The organism is Streptomyces sp. NBC_01224 (assembly GCF_036002945.1).
Lineage (GTDB): Bacteria > Actinomycetota > Actinomycetes > Streptomycetales > Streptomycetaceae > Streptomyces.
On the sequence record NZ_CP108529.1, the window covers coordinates 6,651,283 to 6,666,794 of the forward strand.

16 protein-coding genes are annotated in these 15,512 nt (G+C 69.2%); 8 read left to right on the forward strand and 8 right to left on the reverse strand.

The annotated features are described in order from the left end of the window. Nucleotides 1–22: 22 nt before the first annotated feature. Together OG609_RS29915 and OG609_RS29920 are read right to left on the reverse strand one after the other, a co-directional pair. Nucleotides 23–745 (reverse strand): hypothetical protein, encoded by a 723-nt coding sequence (locus OG609_RS29915; RefSeq protein ID WP_327275679.1) that lies wholly within the window; start codon nt 743–745, stop codon nt 23–25. Then, nucleotides 738–1,517 (reverse strand): alpha/beta hydrolase, encoded by a 780-nt coding sequence (locus OG609_RS29920; protein ID WP_327275680.1) that lies wholly within the window; start codon nt 1,515–1,517, stop codon nt 738–740. Before OG609_RS29920 ends, OG609_RS29915 begins: the two co-directional genes overlap by 8 nt. 210 nt (nt 1,518–1,727) lie before the next feature. Here OG609_RS29920 and OG609_RS29925 point away from each other — a divergent pair, with 210 nt between their 5' ends. From OG609_RS29925 to OG609_RS29945, 5 genes are all read left to right on the forward strand, one after another. Further along, nucleotides 1,728–2,456 carry a lysophospholipid acyltransferase family protein gene (locus OG609_RS29925; RefSeq protein WP_382898901.1) on the forward strand — a complete coding sequence of 243 codons (729 nt, stop codon included), beginning with the start codon at nt 1,728–1,730 and terminating at the stop codon, nt 2,454–2,456. A 50-nt stretch (nt 2,457–2,506) separates the two neighbouring features. Next, complete coding sequence (gene macS, locus OG609_RS29930; RefSeq protein ID WP_327275681.1) at nt 2,507–3,730, forward strand: MacS family sensor histidine kinase; 1,224 nt, start codon at nt 2,507–2,509, stop codon at nt 3,728–3,730. Then, the gene (locus tag OG609_RS29935) at nt 3,727–4,419 is read left to right on the forward strand and encodes a response regulator transcription factor (RefSeq protein WP_327275682.1); all 693 of its coding nucleotides are present in this window, start codon (nt 3,727–3,729) and stop codon (nt 4,417–4,419) included. Before macS ends, OG609_RS29935 begins: the two co-directional genes overlap by 4 nt. Before the next feature lie 143 nt (nt 4,420–4,562). Then, nucleotides 4,563–5,591, forward strand: coding sequence for a 6-phosphofructokinase (locus OG609_RS29940; RefSeq protein WP_327275683.1), 1,029 nt, complete (start codon nt 4,563–4,565; stop codon nt 5,589–5,591). Between the two features lie 99 nt (nt 5,592–5,690). Then, entirely contained in the window at nt 5,691–6,692 is a 1,002-nt protein-coding gene (locus tag OG609_RS29945) for a 2-hydroxyacid dehydrogenase (RefSeq protein ID WP_327275684.1), read from the forward strand. Nucleotides 6,693–6,732: 40 nt separating this feature from the next. Here the strand turns inward: OG609_RS29945 and OG609_RS29950 are convergent, their stop codons facing one another. Together OG609_RS29950 and OG609_RS46325 are read right to left on the reverse strand one after the other, a co-directional pair. Beyond that, the gene (locus OG609_RS29950) at nt 6,733–8,625 is read right to left on the reverse strand and encodes an anthranilate synthase family protein (protein ID WP_327275685.1); all 1,893 of its coding nucleotides are present in this window, start codon (nt 8,623–8,625) and stop codon (nt 6,733–6,735) included. A gap of 94 nt (nt 8,626–8,719) precedes the next feature. Continuing rightward, on the reverse strand, nt 8,720–8,806 hold the full coding sequence (locus tag OG609_RS46325; protein ID WP_107451293.1) for a trp operon leader peptide: 87 nt from the start codon (nt 8,804–8,806) through the stop codon (nt 8,720–8,722). A 73-nt stretch (nt 8,807–8,879) separates the two neighbouring features. Here OG609_RS46325 and OG609_RS29955 point away from each other — a divergent pair, with 73 nt between their 5' ends. Together OG609_RS29955 and OG609_RS29960 are read left to right on the forward strand one after the other, a co-directional pair. Next, nucleotides 8,880–10,226, forward strand: a complete 1,347-nt coding sequence (locus OG609_RS29955) for a class II 3-deoxy-7-phosphoheptulonate synthase (RefSeq protein WP_327278229.1) — start codon at nt 8,880–8,882, stop codon at nt 10,224–10,226. A 169-nt stretch (nt 10,227–10,395) separates the two neighbouring features. Beyond that, a complete protein-coding gene (locus OG609_RS29960) occupies nt 10,396–10,704 on the forward strand; it encodes a (2Fe-2S)-binding protein (protein WP_327275686.1) in 309 nt (102 codons plus the stop codon). A gap of 15 nt (nt 10,705–10,719) precedes the next feature. On the opposite strand, the gene bfr is transcribed toward OG609_RS29960, so the two are convergent. After that, nucleotides 10,720–11,199, reverse strand: a complete 480-nt coding sequence (bfr, locus tag OG609_RS29965) for a bacterioferritin (RefSeq protein WP_093543851.1) — start codon at nt 11,197–11,199, stop codon at nt 10,720–10,722. Nucleotides 11,200–11,353: 154 nt separating this feature from the next. Between bfr and OG609_RS29970 the strand changes: the two genes are divergently transcribed. After that, on the forward strand, nt 11,354–11,986 hold the full coding sequence (locus OG609_RS29970) for a sulfite oxidase-like oxidoreductase (RefSeq protein WP_327275687.1): 633 nt from the start codon (nt 11,354–11,356) through the stop codon (nt 11,984–11,986). A 32-nt stretch (nt 11,987–12,018) separates the two neighbouring features. On the opposite strand, the gene OG609_RS29975 is transcribed toward OG609_RS29970, so the two are convergent. The 3 genes from OG609_RS29975 to pknB form a co-directional block, all read right to left on the reverse strand. Continuing rightward, entirely contained in the window at nt 12,019–12,612 is a 594-nt protein-coding gene (locus OG609_RS29975; protein WP_327275688.1) for a DUF4396 domain-containing protein, read from the reverse strand. Between the two features lie 94 nt (nt 12,613–12,706). Next, the gene (locus OG609_RS29980) at nt 12,707–13,564 is read right to left on the reverse strand and encodes a deoxyribonuclease IV (RefSeq protein ID WP_327275689.1); all 858 of its coding nucleotides are present in this window, start codon (nt 13,562–13,564) and stop codon (nt 12,707–12,709) included. 6 nt (nt 13,565–13,570) lie between these two features. Then, nucleotides 13,571–15,487 (reverse strand): Stk1 family PASTA domain-containing Ser/Thr kinase, encoded by a 1,917-nt coding sequence (gene pknB, locus OG609_RS29985; RefSeq protein WP_327275690.1) that lies wholly within the window; start codon nt 15,485–15,487, stop codon nt 13,571–13,573. Nucleotides 15,488–15,512 lie beyond the last annotated feature (25 nt).

Genomic DNA, 15,512 nt, shown 5'->3' on the forward strand with positions numbered 1-15,512 from the left:
CCACCCCGACCGGCCTCCGGTCTCAGACCACCGCTCCGCGCCCCGGGTCGTCGCCGTCCTCGTCGTCGTCCTGCATCCGCGCCACCAGCGTGACGAAGCCGCCCAGGAATCCGCCGACGCAGACCGTCGTGAGCCACCAGGTCATGTCCCACCGCAGCAGCACCGCGACCAGCATCAGCACCGGACCGCCGACGACCGCGAGCCAGGCGAACTTCGCCGTGACATCGGCCTCCGGCAGTGGCGGCGGCTCCGGAGGGACGAAGTGCCCCTCGTCGCTGTCGTCGATGTCGCCGTCCTTCGGCTCCTCGACCTCGTAGTCGCGCGGACCGGCGACGCCGGGGGCGAACACGATCGAGCTGCCGAGCGGCTTCTCCGGCGGCTTCGGGGCCTTCTTCCCGACCCCCTTGTCCGGATCCAGGACCCCCGACTGATCATCCTCCAGCAGCGCGAGATCCTCGATCGACCTGAATGGCTTGGCGCCCGGCGGGTCCGGCGGCTCCTCGCCGTACCCCGCCACGATCGCCTTCCACACGGCGTCCTCGTCGATCGACGGGTCGGACCGTTCGCCGTCGGCGCCCGGCGCTACTTTCTGGGCAGCCGCATCCTGCGGACCCGTACCGTCGTCGGGGACGGACGTTCCCTCCGCGGGAAGAGCCGCTCCCTCCGCGGGGAGGGCAGCTCCTTCCGCGGGCAGGGGCTCGCGTCCCTCCTCGCTGCCCGCGCGCTCCGCGTCGTGCTCAGCCACCTGACGTGCTCCCCTTCTTTCCTACGCTCGGAGCGAGGCGGCCGATGAACCGGTAGCTCTCGTCGAAGATCCGCTCCGCATCGTGGTCCAACGTCGCCACGTGGTAGCTCTGTTCCAGCAGGATCTCCTCGACATCCGTCGACGACACCCGGCTGAGGATCCGGGCCGAGTCGGCGGGCGGCACCACATGGTCCTGCGGGCTGTGCAGCAGGACGATCGGCTGGGTGACCTGGGGCAGCTCGGCGTCGACCAGGCGGAAGAAATTCCGCAGCGAATGCGCCGCGTGCAACGGCACCCGGTCGTACCCCACCTCGTCGGAGCCCTCCAGGGCGATATCGCTCGCCAGTCCCTTCGTCGTCCGCACCAGATGGCGGGCGACCGGCAGCGCGTACGCCGACAGGCCGTGCACCTTGTTCGCCGGATTGACGAGCACCAGACCGCTGATCGCGTTCCCGTGCTTCGCCGCCAGCCGCAGCGTGAGCGCGCCGCCCATGGAAAGCCCGAAGACGAAGACCTGGCTGCACCGCTCCAGCAGGGCGCGCAGCTCCCGGTCCACCTCCGCGTACCAGTCCTGCCAGCCCGTGATCTGCATGTCCTCCCAGCGGGTGCCGTGCCCGGGCAGCAGCGGCAGCGAGACGGTGAGCCCGCGCTCCGCCAGATAGTCGGCCCAGGGGCGCAGCGACTGCGGGGAACCGGTAAATCCGTGACAGAGAAGGACACCGACCTCTCCGCCCTCGTGGCGGAACGGCTCGGCTCCAGGCAGGACCGGCACCGGGGTCTCCTGTTCGTGAGGCTCGAAGGGGAGCGAAAGGGGGGAGTGCAGAAGGATTACTTCACCGTACGCGACCGGACCGACACCGACCAGGGTCGTTACGGCCCCGGCCGCCGCTTCGGCTCCGTGCCGGGCGGGAGCGCGGACGGTCCCACGGGTTAAGGTCTGTCGGACAGCACACAGGAGGCACCCGAGTTGATCTACGGCGCAATGAAGTTCTCCATCGGCGGGTCGTTGAAGCTCGCCTTCAGGCCATGGGTGGAGGGCCTGGAGAACATCCCCGCGCAGGGACCGGCGATCCTCGCGAGCAACCATCTGTCGTTCTCCGACTCCTTCTTCCTGCCGGCCGTCCTGGACCGCAAGGTCACCTTCATCGCCAAGTCCGAGTACTTCACCGCGCCCGGCGTGAAGGGCAAACTGACCGCCGCCTTCTTCAAGGGCGTCGGCCAGCTCCCGGTGGACCGCTCGGGTGCCCGCGGCGCCGGCGAGGCGGCCATCAAGGCGGGCATCGAGGTCATCGAGAGCGGCGGGCTCTTCGGCATCTACCCGGAGGGCACCCGCTCGCCCGACGGCCGCCTCTACCGAGGCAAGCCCGGCGGACTCGCCCGGGTGGCGCTGGCCACCGGAGCGCCCGTCATCCCCGTCGCGATGATCGACACGGAGAAGATCCAGCCGCCGGGCCAGGTGATCCCCAAGCTGATGCGCCCCGGGATCAGGATCGGCAAGCCGCTCGACTTCAGCCGCTACCACGGCATGGAGGGGGACCGCTTCATCCTGCGCTCGGTCACCGACGAGGTGATGTACGAGATCATGAAGCTCTCCGGCCAGGAGTACGTCGACATCTACGCGACCGCAGCCAAGCGGCAGATCGCGGACGAGGCGAAGCGCCGCGCCGAGGAGCAGAAGCACGCGGCCAGAGAGTCCGGAACGCAAGGGTGACGGAACGGTCCGGCGCGTAACCGCGTCGTTCCCGTCCGGGGGGTGGGGAAATGGCCAGGCGCGAGAGGGTCGTCCGCATGTCGGTCGAGCAGCCGCTGTGGCGTGCGCTGACTGCGTACCGCATTCTGACGATGATCTACGCGATCCTGCTCGCAGTCTTCGGCCGGGACAGGTACGACCGGCCGTGGGTCGCCATCGCCTTTCTGGTGGTGATGGCGGCGTGGACGCTCGGCACCCTTCCGAAGGTCGCGGGCGCCGTCGCCTGCACCAAGCGTTTCCTCGGCGCCGACCTGGCCCTCGCCCTCGTGGGCATCCTCCTCACCCCGCTCGCCGACTTCGAGGCCCAGCTCGTCGACGGTCCGACGCTGCCGTCCATCTGGACCGCGGGCTCCGTGCTGGCCTTCGCGATCAAGGGCGGCTGGCGCTGGGCGGCCTTCGCCTCCACCTTCGTCGCCGTCGCCAACATCATCGAGCGCGGCGAGCCCAGCCGGGACACCTTCCACAACGTCCTGCTGGTCTGGGTCGCCTCCATCGCCATCGGTTACGTCGTCGAGGTGGCCAGGGCCAGTGAGCGCACCCTCGCCCGCGCTCTGGAGATCGAGGCCGCCACCCGCGAGCGGGAGCGGCTGGCCCGCGACATCCACGACAGCGTGCTCCAGGTCCTCGCGATGGTGCAGCGCCGCGGCACGGCGCTGGGCGGCGAGGCCGCCGAACTGGGCCGGATGGCCGGGGAGCAGGAAGTCGCCCTGCGCACCCTGGTCTCCAGCGGTCTGGTGCCCACCACCCGCGTCTCCGAGGACGCAGCCGAGGGCGCCGTGGTCCGCAGCGTCGAGGTCGACGACGAACCGTCCGGGCAGGCCGACTGCGATCTGCGCTCCCTGCTCGCACCGCACGCCGGCTCCCGGATCAGTTTCGCGGAGCCCGGCGCGCCGGTGCTGCTCGCTCCCTGGGCGGCGAAGGAGCTGGCGGCCGCTGTCAGTGCCGCCCTGGACAATGTCCGTGTCCATGCGGGGGAGAATGCCCAGGCCTGGATCCTCGTCGAGGACTGGCCGGACGAGGTGATCGTGACGGTCCGGGACGACGGCCCCGGCATCCCGGAGGGGCGGCTCGCCCAGGCCGAGGGCGAGGGGCGGATGGGGGTCGCCCTGTCGATCCGGGGAAGGCTGCGTGACCTGGGCGGCACGGCAGAGTTGATTTCGGTGCCCGGCCAGGGCACTGAGGTCGAGTTGAAGATTCCGAAGGTTTCACGGGGGAAGGCAGGATCAGCAAGATGAGCACGGAGAACATCCAGGGTGCCGAGGAGCGGACCATCAGGGTGATGGTCGTCGACGACCACCCGATGTGGCGCGATGCCGTCGCCCGCGATCTTTCCGAGTCCGGTTTCGAAGTGGTGGCGACCGCCGGTGACGGGCCGCAGGCCGTCCGCAGGGCGAAGGCCGCCACCCCCGACGTCCTCGTACTCGACCTCAACCTGCCCGGCATGCCCGGCGTACAGGTCTGCAAGGAACTCGTCGGCTCCTACCCCGGACTGCGCGTCCTGGTGCTCTCCGCGAGCGGCGAGCACGCCGACGTGCTGGAGGCGGTCAAGTCCGGCGCCACCGGCTATCTCCTCAAGTCGGCCAGTACGCAGGAGCTGACCGAGGCCGTGCGGTCCACCGCCGTCGGCGACCCCGTCTTCACCCCGGGCCTTGCCGGACTGGTCCTCGGCGAGTACCGCAGGCTCGCCTCCGACCCCGCGCCTGTCGCGTCCGAACAACCCAAGGCCCCGCAGCTCACCGAGCGCGAGACCGAGGTGCTGCGGCTGGTCGCCAAGGGGCTCTCGTACAAGCAGATCGCCGAGCGTCTGGTCATCTCGCACCGCACCGTCCAGAACCACGTCCAGAACACCCTGGGCAAGCTCCAGTTGCACAACCGGGTGGAGCTCGTGCGGTACGCGATCGAGCGCGGCCTCGACGACGCCTGAACGCGCCGGAGCGTGCAGCTCCGCACCTGTGAGACCAACCGCCCCGTAACGCAACGGATTTGACCTTTCACCCCATCCCCGAGTGACCTGGATCACGATTAACGTGGTGGTCGGGGGGCTCACTTCGGCGAAGGGATGCTTCCATGCGGGTCGGAGTACTGACCGGGGGCGGCGACTGTCCCGGGCTCAATGCGGTCATCCGCGCCATCGTCCGCAAGGGCGTGCAGGAGTACGGCTACGACTTCATCGGATTCCGGGACGGCTGGCGCGGCCCGCTGGAGGGCGAGACGGTGCCGCTCTCCATTCCGGCGGTGCGCGGCATCCTGCCGCGCGGCGGCACCATCCTCGGTTCCTCGCGCACCAATCCGCTCGGCGCGGAGCACGGCGTCCGCCGGATCAGGGACAACCTCGCCCAGTACGAGGTCGATTCGCTCATCACGATCGGCGGCGAGGACACCCTGGGCGTGGCGGCGACCCTGTCCGACGAGCACGGCATCAAGTGCGTCGGCGTTCCCAAGACCATCGACAACGACCTCTCCGCCACCGACTACACCTTCGGATTCGATACGGCTGTCGGCATCGCGACCGAGGCCATCGACCGGCTGCACACCACCGCCGAATCCCATATGCGGGTTCTCGTCGTCGAGGTGATGGGCCGTCATGCGGGCTGGATCGCGCTCCACTCGGGACTGGCCGGCGGTGCGAATGTCATCCTCATCCCGGAACAGCGCTTCGACATCGATCAGGTGTGCGCCTGGGTCACTTCCCGTTTCAGGGCGAGCTACGCACCGATAGTGGTGGTCGCCGAAGGAGCCATGCCCGCGCAGGGCGAGATGATTCTCAAGGACGGATCGCACGACTCCTTCGGTCATGTCCGGCTCTCTGGCGTCGGCGAATGGCTGGCCAAGGAGATCGAGAGCCGCACCGGCAAGGAGGCCAGAACGACCGTCCTCGGCCATGTCCAGCGCGGCGGCACCCCCAGCGCCTTCGACCGCTGGCTGGCCACCCGCTTCGGCCTGCACGCGATCGATGCCGTGCGGGACGGCGACTTCGGCACGATGGTCGCCTTGAAGGGCACCGGCATCGTCCGGGTGCCGATCGCGGAGGCGACTGCCCGGCTCAAGACCGTCGACCCGGCCCTCTACGCGGAGGCAGGTGTCTTCTTCGGCTGAGCGGCGCACCGGGGACCGGGCGGCGCACCGGGGGCATGGGTCGTATATTCGCGATGACCGGCCCATGTCCCCTGATCTGCGCAATGAACGGGAGAAGTCATGGAAATCCTGGCATTCGGTGTGCAGTCCGACGAGAAGCCGCTGCTCGAGAAGGCCTTCGCCGGACAGCACGAGGTCCGTTGCCTGGACGTCTTCCTCACCGAGGACACCGCCCCCATCGCGGCGGGCCACGAGATCATCTCCACCAGCGTCAACGCCGACCTGGGCAGCAGCGTCCTGCAGACCCTCGCAGCGGGTGGCACGCAGATGATCGCCCAGCGCTCCACCGGCTTCAACAACATCGATCTCGACGTCGCCGAGCGGCTCGCCCTGCGGGTCGTCCGCGTCTCCTACTACTCGCCTTACTCGGTCGCGGAATTCGCCTGGACGCTCGCGATGGCGGTCAACCGCCGCATCATCCGGGCCGCGAGCCGCACCCGCGATTTCGATTTCCGGCTCGACGGCCTCCTCGGCCGGGACATGCACGGCCGCACGGCCGGCGTGATCGGTACGGGCAAGATCGGCGAGGCCTTCACCCGGATCGCCCACGGCTTCGGCATGAAGCTGCTCGGCTGGGACGTCGTCGAGAACCCCGCCTGCGTCGGGCTCGGCATGGAATACGTGGAGAAGGAACGGCTCCTCGCCGATTCCGACCTGATCAGCCTGCACGTCCCGCTGCTGCCTTCGACGCACCACATCATCGGCAAGGACGCCCTGGCACACATGAAGGACGACGCGATCCTGATCAACTCCAGCCGCGGCGGACTCATCGACACCACGGCGCTGGTCGCCGAGTTGCGCGCGGGCCGTCTCCTGGGTGTCGGACTCGATGTGTACGAGGCGGAGGCCGGGCTCTTCTTCCTCGACAAGTCCCTGGAGGGCGTCGACGACGACACGCTCGCCCGGCTCGTCACCTTCCCGAACGTCGTCGTGACCTCGCACCAGGCGTACTACACCCAGGACGCCGTGGCCCAGATCATCGACGCCACCGTCCAGAACGTCGCCGACTATCAGGCCGGCCGCCGCAGCGACAACGTCCTCGTCCCGGTGCTGTCCCGGTGAACCGGGACCCCGGAGCTTCTCCGGGGTCCCCGAGCCTCCTTCAGCCGGCCACCGGCAGCCCTGCCAGCAGCCCGGCCACGATCGTCGCGCCGCGCAGTGTCAGCACCGACTCCGGGTGGAACTGCACCGACGCGAAGCCCGGACCGCACAGCGCGTGCAGCTCCCCGCTCGCCTCGTCCAGGCTCGCCTCGACACCGTGCGCCGCCAGCTCGGTGACCACGTCGTCGTCGCAGCGCGCGGTGAAGCTGTTGTAGAAGCCGACCGTCTCCGGCCGCCCGAACAGATCGATCCGGGTCTGCGTGCCCTGGTACGGCACGGTCTTGCGGACGATCTCCAGACCCAGCTCCGCCGCGATCAGCTCATGGCCGAGGCAGACCCCCAGCAGCCCGTGCCGGTGATCACGGACCAGCTCCGCGGCGAACTCGCGCAGCAGCCGCATCTTCGGGTCGGTGGTGTCACTCGGATTCCCGGGCCCGGGGCCCAGCACGACCGGACCCTGGTGCGCCCGTACGCGCTCGCGCAGCCCCGGCTCGTCGTAGCGGTGCACCGACACCTCCAGACCCGAGGAGCGCAGCAGATGCGCCAGCATCGCGGTGAAGGTGTCCTCGCCGTCGATCACCAGCGCATGGCCGGACAGCTCGTACGTACGCTCCTGCATCCGCAGCCAGAACGGTGCGAGACCGCTGCGCCGGGCGTCCAGTGCCGCCTGCACCCGCGGGTCGGCCGCCAGCTGCGGAGATGCCGCCTCGGCCCGCGGCCGGCCCGGCCGCACCCCCAGGGCGGCCAGCACGCCTGCCGCCTTCGCATGGGTCTCGGCGACCTCGCTGTCCGGATCGGAGTGGCGTACGAGCGTCGCCCCGACCGGTACCTGCACATGCCCGTCGGCCGAGATGTCGGCGGTACGGATCAGGATCGGTGAGTCCAGGGTCTGCGCGCTGCCCGGCTCCTGCCGCAGGAGCGCCAGCGCGCCCGCGTAGTAGCCGCGGCCGCCGGGCTCGTACCGCTCGATGACCCGGCAGGCGTTCTGCACGGGGGAGCCGGTGACCGTCGCCGCGAACATGGTCTCCTTCAGCACCTCCCGCACATCCAGCGAGGAACGCCCGCGCAGCTCGTACTCCGTGTGTGCGAGATGGGCCATCTCCTTGAGCCGCGGCCCGACCACCACTCCGCCCATGTCGCCGACGGTGCACATCATCTTGAGTTCCTCGTCGACCACCATGGAGAGCTCGTCCCTCTCCTTGCGGTCGGAGAGGAAGGACAGCAGATTCTCGACGGTCGGACCCTCGGCGGGGTAGCGGTACGTCCCGCTGATCGGGTTCATCACGACCGTCCCGCCGGACATCCGCACGTGCACCTCGGGGCTGGCACCGACGAGCGTCCTCTCGCCGGTGTGTACGACGAACGTCCAGTACGCGCCCCGCTCACCGGCCAGCAGCCGCCGGAAGAGCGCCAGCGCGTCGGCCCGTCCGAATCCCGGGATCTCGCCCCGGAAGGTCCGCCGGATGACGAAGTTCGCGCCCTCGCCCTGTCCGATTTCGTCCTCGATGACCCGCCGGACGATCCCGGCGTACTCCTCGTCGGGCACGTCGAAGGCCCCGCCCTCGACCCGGACGTCATGGACCGGCAGGTGGTCCAGCACCTCGGCCAGCGGCAGCTCGTACGTCTCGTCCGCGGTCAGCACGGACAGCGGTGTCCCGTCGTCACGCACGTCGAATCCGCGCTCGGCGATCTGCCGGAACGGCACCAGGGCGAGCGACGGCTGCGGACCGACGGGCAGACCGGCGAGCCGGTCCACCTCCCGCACCCGGCCGATCAGCACCTCGACGGTGTCGTGGTCACGGCCGGGGGTGCGCCTGCGCAGCAGTGCGAACGGCGGGCAGTCGTCCGTCAGGAGCCGCTGGACGACGAGCTCGGTGGGGTGAGGCTGAGACATCGGGGGTGTTCCTTCCGGATGGAGGAACGGCTCCCGAAACGCAGAGAAGGCCGCCCCTCGGGCGGCCTTCGCGTGGTCTGTTGCGCGCGATCGATCAGTGGGCCGCCGGATGAGCGGTCCACCACCAGTTCTGGTTTGTCTGCGCGAACATGTTCCGAACCCTAACGGATGACCACGTCATCCGAGCGCGCGTCTCAACTATTGAGCCTACGGATGGACGCGCCGCCGGACCCCGTAATGTTGTCGGTGTGACCGTGAACGCCAATACCTCCGTCGCCGGTGGCAACACCTGGCGAGACCTTCCCGCGGCGCAGCAGCCCGAGTACCCCGATGCCGAGGCTCTGCGCGATGTACTCGCGGACCTCGCGTCGTATCCCCCGCTCGTCTTCGCGGGTGAGTGCGACCAGCTGCGTGCCCGCATGGGAGCCGTCGCCAAGGGCGAGGCGTTCCTGCTGCAGGGCGGTGACTGCGCCGAGGCCTTCGACGCCGTGTCGGCCGAGCACATCCGGGCCAAGCTGAAGACGCTGCTCCAGATGAGCGCCGTCCTGACCTACGCGGCCTCCGTACCCGTCGTGAAGGTGGGCCGGATCGCCGGGCAGTACTCCAAGCCGCGCTCCAAGTCGACCGAGACCCGCGACGGCGTCACCCTGCCGACCTACCGCGGCGACTCCGTCAACGGCTTCGCCTTCACCGAGGAAGCCCGCGTCCCGGACCCCGAGCGGCTGAAGCAGATGTACCACGCATCCGCTTCCACGCTGAACCTGGTCCGTGCCTTCACCACCGGCGGTTACGCCGACCTGCGCCAGGTGCACGCCTGGAACCAGGACTTCGTGAAGTCGTCGCCGTCCGGCCAGCGCTACGAGGCGCTCGCCCGCGAGATCGACAACGCGCTGAACTTCATGAAGGCGTGCGGTACGGACCCGGCCGAGTTCAAGGCGGTCGAGTTCTACTCCTCGCACGAGGGGCTGCTGCTGGACTACGAGTCGGCGCTGACCCGTACCGACTCGCGCACCGGTGAGCTGTACGACACCTCCGGCCACATGGTCTGGATCGGTGAGCGCACCCGCCAGATGGACGGCGCGCACATCGAGTTCGCCTCGAAGATCCGTAACCCCATCGGCATCAAGCTCGGCCCGACGACCACCGTCGACGAGGCGCTCGGCTACATCGAACGCCTCGACCCCGAGCGCGAGCCCGGCCGGCTGACCTTCATCGTCCGCATGGGCGCCGACAAGGTCCGCGACAAGCTCCCCGACCTGGTCGAGAAGGTCACCGCCTCCGGCGCCACCGTGGCGTGGGTGACCGACCCGATGCACGGCAACACCTTCGAGGCCGCCTCCGGCCACAAGACCCGTCGCTTCGACGACGTCCTTGACGAGGTCAAGGGCTTCTTCGAGGTGCACAAGGGTCTCGGCACGCACCCGGGCGGCATCCACGTCGAGCTCACCGGTGACGATGTCACCGAGTGCGTCGGCGGCGGGCACGAGATCTTCGTGGACGATCTGCACCAGCGCTACGAGACGGCATGCGACCCGCGGCTCAACCGCAGCCAGTCCCTCGACCTGGCGTTCCTGGTCGCCGAGATGTACCGGGACCAGTAGGCATCACCGCAGGCAGCACGCGTACGACTGTGGGGCACGGATCGATGTGATCCGTGCCCCACAGGGCGTTCGGAGGCTTTCAAGGGCTTGGAGCGCCAGGTAAGGTTAGGTTGGCCTCACCGATTAACGGGGTGGCGCCGACGACCGATCCCGCCGGGAGGTGAACCGCATGTACGTCTGCTCGTGCTTCGGCATTACGGAGAAGCAGGTCAAGGAACATGCGGAAGCCGGGGCGTGCACGCCCCGGCAGATAGCCTCCGCCTGCAAGGCGGGAACGGACTGCGGCGGCTGCGTCCGCGCGATCCAGGCCGTGCTCGGCCGCGGAGCCTGCCCGCGCCGCGAGCTGATCGACCGGAAGCGGACGCCGGGCACTGCCGGCGACGCCGCCACGGACGCCGTCCCCGAGGTCGATCCGGGTATGGCTCCCGGCATCGCCCCGGGCATGGCCCCGGGCATCCGGCTTCCCGAAGCGGTCTGATCCGCCGCACAGGCCCTAGCTGTCGGGCTGCTCGATCTGCTGTGCGATGTAGAGCGGCTCGCCGAGCTTCTCGACCAGTTCCAGCTGGGTGTCGAGGTAGTCGATGTGGTGCTCCTCGTCCTCCAGGATCGACTCGAAGATGTTTGCGGACGTGATGTCGCCCTTGCCGCGCATCAGCTCGATTCCGCGCTTGAGGCGGTCGATCGCCTCCACCTCGACCTGACGGTCGGCCTGGAACATCTCGGTGACGGTCTGACCCACTCGTACGTGGAACAGCCGCTGGTAGTTGGGCAGTCCATCGAGGAAGAGAATGCGGTCCGTGAGGATCTCGGCGTGCTTCATCTCGTCGAACGACTCGGAGCGGGTGTACTTCGCGAGCTTCGTCCAGCCGAAGTTGTCCTGCATCTTTGCATGCAGGAAGTACTGATTGATGGCGGTCAACTCGGCGGTCAGCTGCTCGTTCAGGAACTCAAGGACCTCGGGGTCGCCCTGCATCGCAGAGGCTCCTTCCAACCGGTGAACTGGGCAAGTTGGCCGCATCCTCGCACCGCACCCGGTGATCGTCCAGTAAGTACATGCTTAGTACGAGATGTCTGAATTGGCCATGCCCTGGTCAGGACCACCCCTGCCTGTCTGTCACCATGGAGTCATGGGTCAGCCGGAAAGCCGGGAAAACAGCGCGTCAGAGCAGTCCGAGCTTCCGCCAGGACAGCGACTCCAGCGTGGTTGGCCGGTTACCCACTACGGGCCCGTGCCCAAGTTCAAGCCCGACCGCTGGGAGTTCCGGGTCTTCGGCGCCACGGCGGACGGCGAGAAGCACTGCTGGAACCACCAGGAGTTCTCGGTGCTGCCGTTCACCTCGGTCGTCGCCGACCTGCACTGCGTCACCAAATACAGCATGCTCGGCGCCGAATGGGGCGGGGTGCTCGCCCGCACGGTCCTGGAACTCGCGCCACCCGCGCCGAACGTCACCCACGTGATGGTCTGGGCCGAGTACGGGTTCAGCTCGAACCTTCGGCTCTCCGACTTCGCCTCGGACCGAACGCTTTTTGCCACCCACAAGGGCGGCGAGCTGCTCACCGCCGAGCACGGCTTCCCGCTCCGGCTCGTTGTGCCGCACCTCTATGCCTGGAAGGGGCCCAAGTGGGTCCGGGGCGTGGAGTACATGACGGCCGACCGCCGCGGCTTCTGGGAGGAGCGCGGCTATCACAACATCGGCGACCCGTGGCGCGAGCAGCGCTACTCCTACCAGGAAGAGCCCGGGGACGGCCCCGAGCTCTGACCTGACAGCTCCCGGCCCGGCCCGGTCCACCCTCAGTCGTGGTACTGGTGCACCACTGCGTGGCCCTTGCCGCGGCCGATCATCCACTTGTTGACCGGTGTGGTGACGACGAAGGCGACGCCGAGCGAGAGTGCGAGCGCTCCCCAGAACAACGTGTCGGAGAGAGCGGCGTCCATGACGCCCGGCCACAGTGCGATCACGCCGTTGTCGATCAGCTCCATCACCGCGATGGAGAGGGTGTCGGCGGCGAGGGCGACCCGCAGGGCCGTACGGAAGTCGACGCCCGCCTTCCGGATGGAGCGCAGCGTCAGCGTGTAGCCGAAGAAGAAGGCCAGGACGATCGCGAGCACCATCGTCCCCATGTTGCCCCAGCCGAGCGCCGTGCCGATCACCATGCCGAGGATCTCGCCGATGGCGCATCCGGTGAGGCAGTGCAGGGTGGCCTGTGCGGCCATGGCCCAGCCTGCCTTGCCGAGGTGGCGGTCGGTGTGACTGGTGTGGTCGGCGTGGCCTGGGTGGGCTGCGTGCTCGCCGTGGTCTACGCGCAGGTTGTGATCTGTGTGCTCCCCGTGCTGCTCGCCCCGCTCATGGTGGCTGTGCTGCTCGTGGTGTGTGTCGTGCTGCATGGCGATCCCCCAATGCCGAGTAGCGGTTCCTGCCGACAGCAGGAACCGTATACCCCCATGGGGTATTCCTCAATGGGGAAACAGTGCGCAGCACTCAGCCCCGGTCGCGCAGCCCCTTCAGGCGCGCCACATCCGCCGCATTCCCCTCCTTGCCGCCCGGTGTCTCGACGATCAGCGGTACACCGGCGGTCGCCGGATGAGCGAAAAGCTCTCGGAACGGCTCCTCGCCGATGTGCCCGGCGCCGATGTTCTCGTGCCGGTCCTTGTGGGCTCCCACCACGTCCTTGGAGTCATTGGCGTGGATCAGTTTCAGCCGGCCCTCGCCGACCGTGTCCACCAGCAGGTCAAGTGTCTGCCGCATGCCCGCCGGGCCCGTCAGATCGTGGCCCGCCGCGTAGATGTGGCAGGTGTCGAGGCAGATGCCGAGCTTGGGGTGGGCGTCGAGTGCTTCGAAGTACGGGCCGAAGTCCCAGGTCCGCGAGCAGAGCGAGAACCCCTGCCCGGCGGTCGACTCCAGCAGCAGATACGGGTCGTCGTCGTGCGTCAGCTCGTCCAGGAGCGGCCGCATGTGCATGCGTACCTGTGCGAGGGCCTGCTCGCGCGGTCGGCCGCCCGTTGCCGATCCGGTGTGCACCACGACGCCCAGGGCGCCGATCTCGCGGGCCCGGCGCAGTGAGTGGCGCAGCGAGTCCACGGACTTCTCGACGGTGGCCACGGTGTGCGAACCGAAGTTGATCAGATACGGGGCGTGGACGTACGCCGGTATGGAATCGGCGGCGCACTCGGCACGGAACTGCTCGTCCTGGGCCGGGTTGCCTGCGGGCGTCGCCCAGCCGCGCGGGTTGGCGACGAAGACCTGGACGGCCTCCGCCCCCATCTCGCGGGCGTAGGGGAGGCCGACCTTGGCGAGGCCGCCGGCCACGGGAACATGGCCGCCGACTGGGTTGCGCATACGGATCTAGAGTCCCTTGGTCTTGATGGTGATGGCGCTGCCCTCGGGGGCCTGCTTACCGCCGTCGACGGACTGGCTGTCGATGGTGTCGCCGAAGGAGAGGAACGGGCGGTCGACCTTGACCTCGAAGCCCGCGGCCTCCAGCTCGCGCCTGGCGTCGTCGACGTTCTTCCCGATGACATCCGGGACGTTGATCATCCGCGGTCCCTTGGAGACCGTGAGCGTGATGGTGTCGCTCTCGGCGGCCTGGCTGCCCTCGGCCGGCGACTGATGGGCGATGTCGCCCGCGACCTCGGGGGAACTGACCCGGTCGGGCAGCACCTTTGCCTTCAGCCCCTTCTCGTCCAGCGCGGCGGTGGCGTCCTCGACGGACAGCCCGGTGACATCGGGGACGTCGACCGGGGCGCCCTTGCTGACTACGAGGGCGACCGCGGAGTCCGGGTGGCGCTCGGTGCCCGCCTCGGGGTCCGTACGGATCACCTCGCCCCGTCCCGTCTCCTCGCTGAACTCCTTGGTGACCATGCCGGGCACCAGGCCTGCCTTCTTCAGCGCGCGCCTGGCGTCCCCGAGCGAGAGGTCCTGGACATCGGGGACCTTCACGATCTCGGGGCCGCGCGAGACGACGAGCGTCACCGCGTCGTTCCCCCGGATGCGGGCGCCGGACTCGGGGTCGCTGCTGATGACCTTGCCGCGCTCGACGGTGTCGCTGTAGGCCCGCTTGACGCTCTTGAGTTCCAGGCCGGCGCCCGAGAGCCGTTCCTGGGCGGTCTTCTCGGTCTGGCCGAGCACAGAGGGGACCCGGGTGAACTGCCCGGAGTTGATGTACCAGACACCGGTGCCGATCCCCAGCGCCAGCAACACCGCGACGACCACGGCGATGACGGAGCGCCGCGGACCGAGGCGGCGCAGGCCGTGCGGCGCGGGCTGCGGCGGCGTCGGCGGGGGCATCTCCAGCCGGCTGGTGTGGTGGGCGACGCCCTGGTCGGCCGGGAGCAGCCGCGGGATCACGCTCGTGCGGTCCTCGGCGGCGTCGTGCACCTCGGCGAGAGCCTGCGGCGGTACGGCGTCCAGCTGGGCGTCGGTGAGACCGGAGCGGGCCTCTCGGGTCTCGGCGAGCAGCGCCACCGCGTCGAACGGGCGGATCTCGGGGTTACGGGCGGTGGCGCCGGCCACCAGGTCGTCGAGCTCGAAGGGGAGCCCAGGGACGGCAGCCGACGGGGCCGGGACGTCCTCGTTGAGGTGCTGGTAGATGACCTGGGCGGGGGTGTCGCCGGCGTGCGGCTTGGAGCCGGTCAGCATCTCGTACAGGACGACACCGCAGGCGTACACATCGGTGCGGGTGTCCGCCGTGCCGTGCTCTATCTGCTCGGGGGCGAGATAGGAGACGGTGCCCAGGACGGACCCGGTGGTGTTGGTGACGGCGCCCACGGCCCTTACGAGACCGAAGTCGGCGACCTTGACCCGGCCGTCGTCCCCTATCAGGACGTTCTCCGGCTTCATGTCGCGGTGCACGAACCCCGCGCGGTGCGCGGCGCCCAGGGCGGCCAGGACCGGCTCCAGGATGTCCAGTGCGGCCCTCGGCTGCAGGGCGCCGCGCTCGCGCAGTACGTCGCGCAGGGTGCAGCCCGCGACGTACTCCATCGCGAGGTAGACGTACTGCCCCTGGGCGCCCTGGTCGAAGACCGCGACGACATTGGGGTGCGCGAGCCGGGCCACGGACTTGGCCTCGCGGATGAAGCGCTCGACGAACGAGGCGTCCGTGGCGAGCGCCGGGTGCATCACCTTGAGGGCGAGCACCCGGTCGAGCCGGGTGTCCACGGCCCGGTAGACCGTGGCCATGCCGCCCACGGCGATGCGGGCATCGACGCGGTAGCGGCCGTCGAGCAGCTGCCCGACGAGAGGGTCCTGGAGGGTCGTATCCACGCATGCGAGTCTACGAGCCGCCACG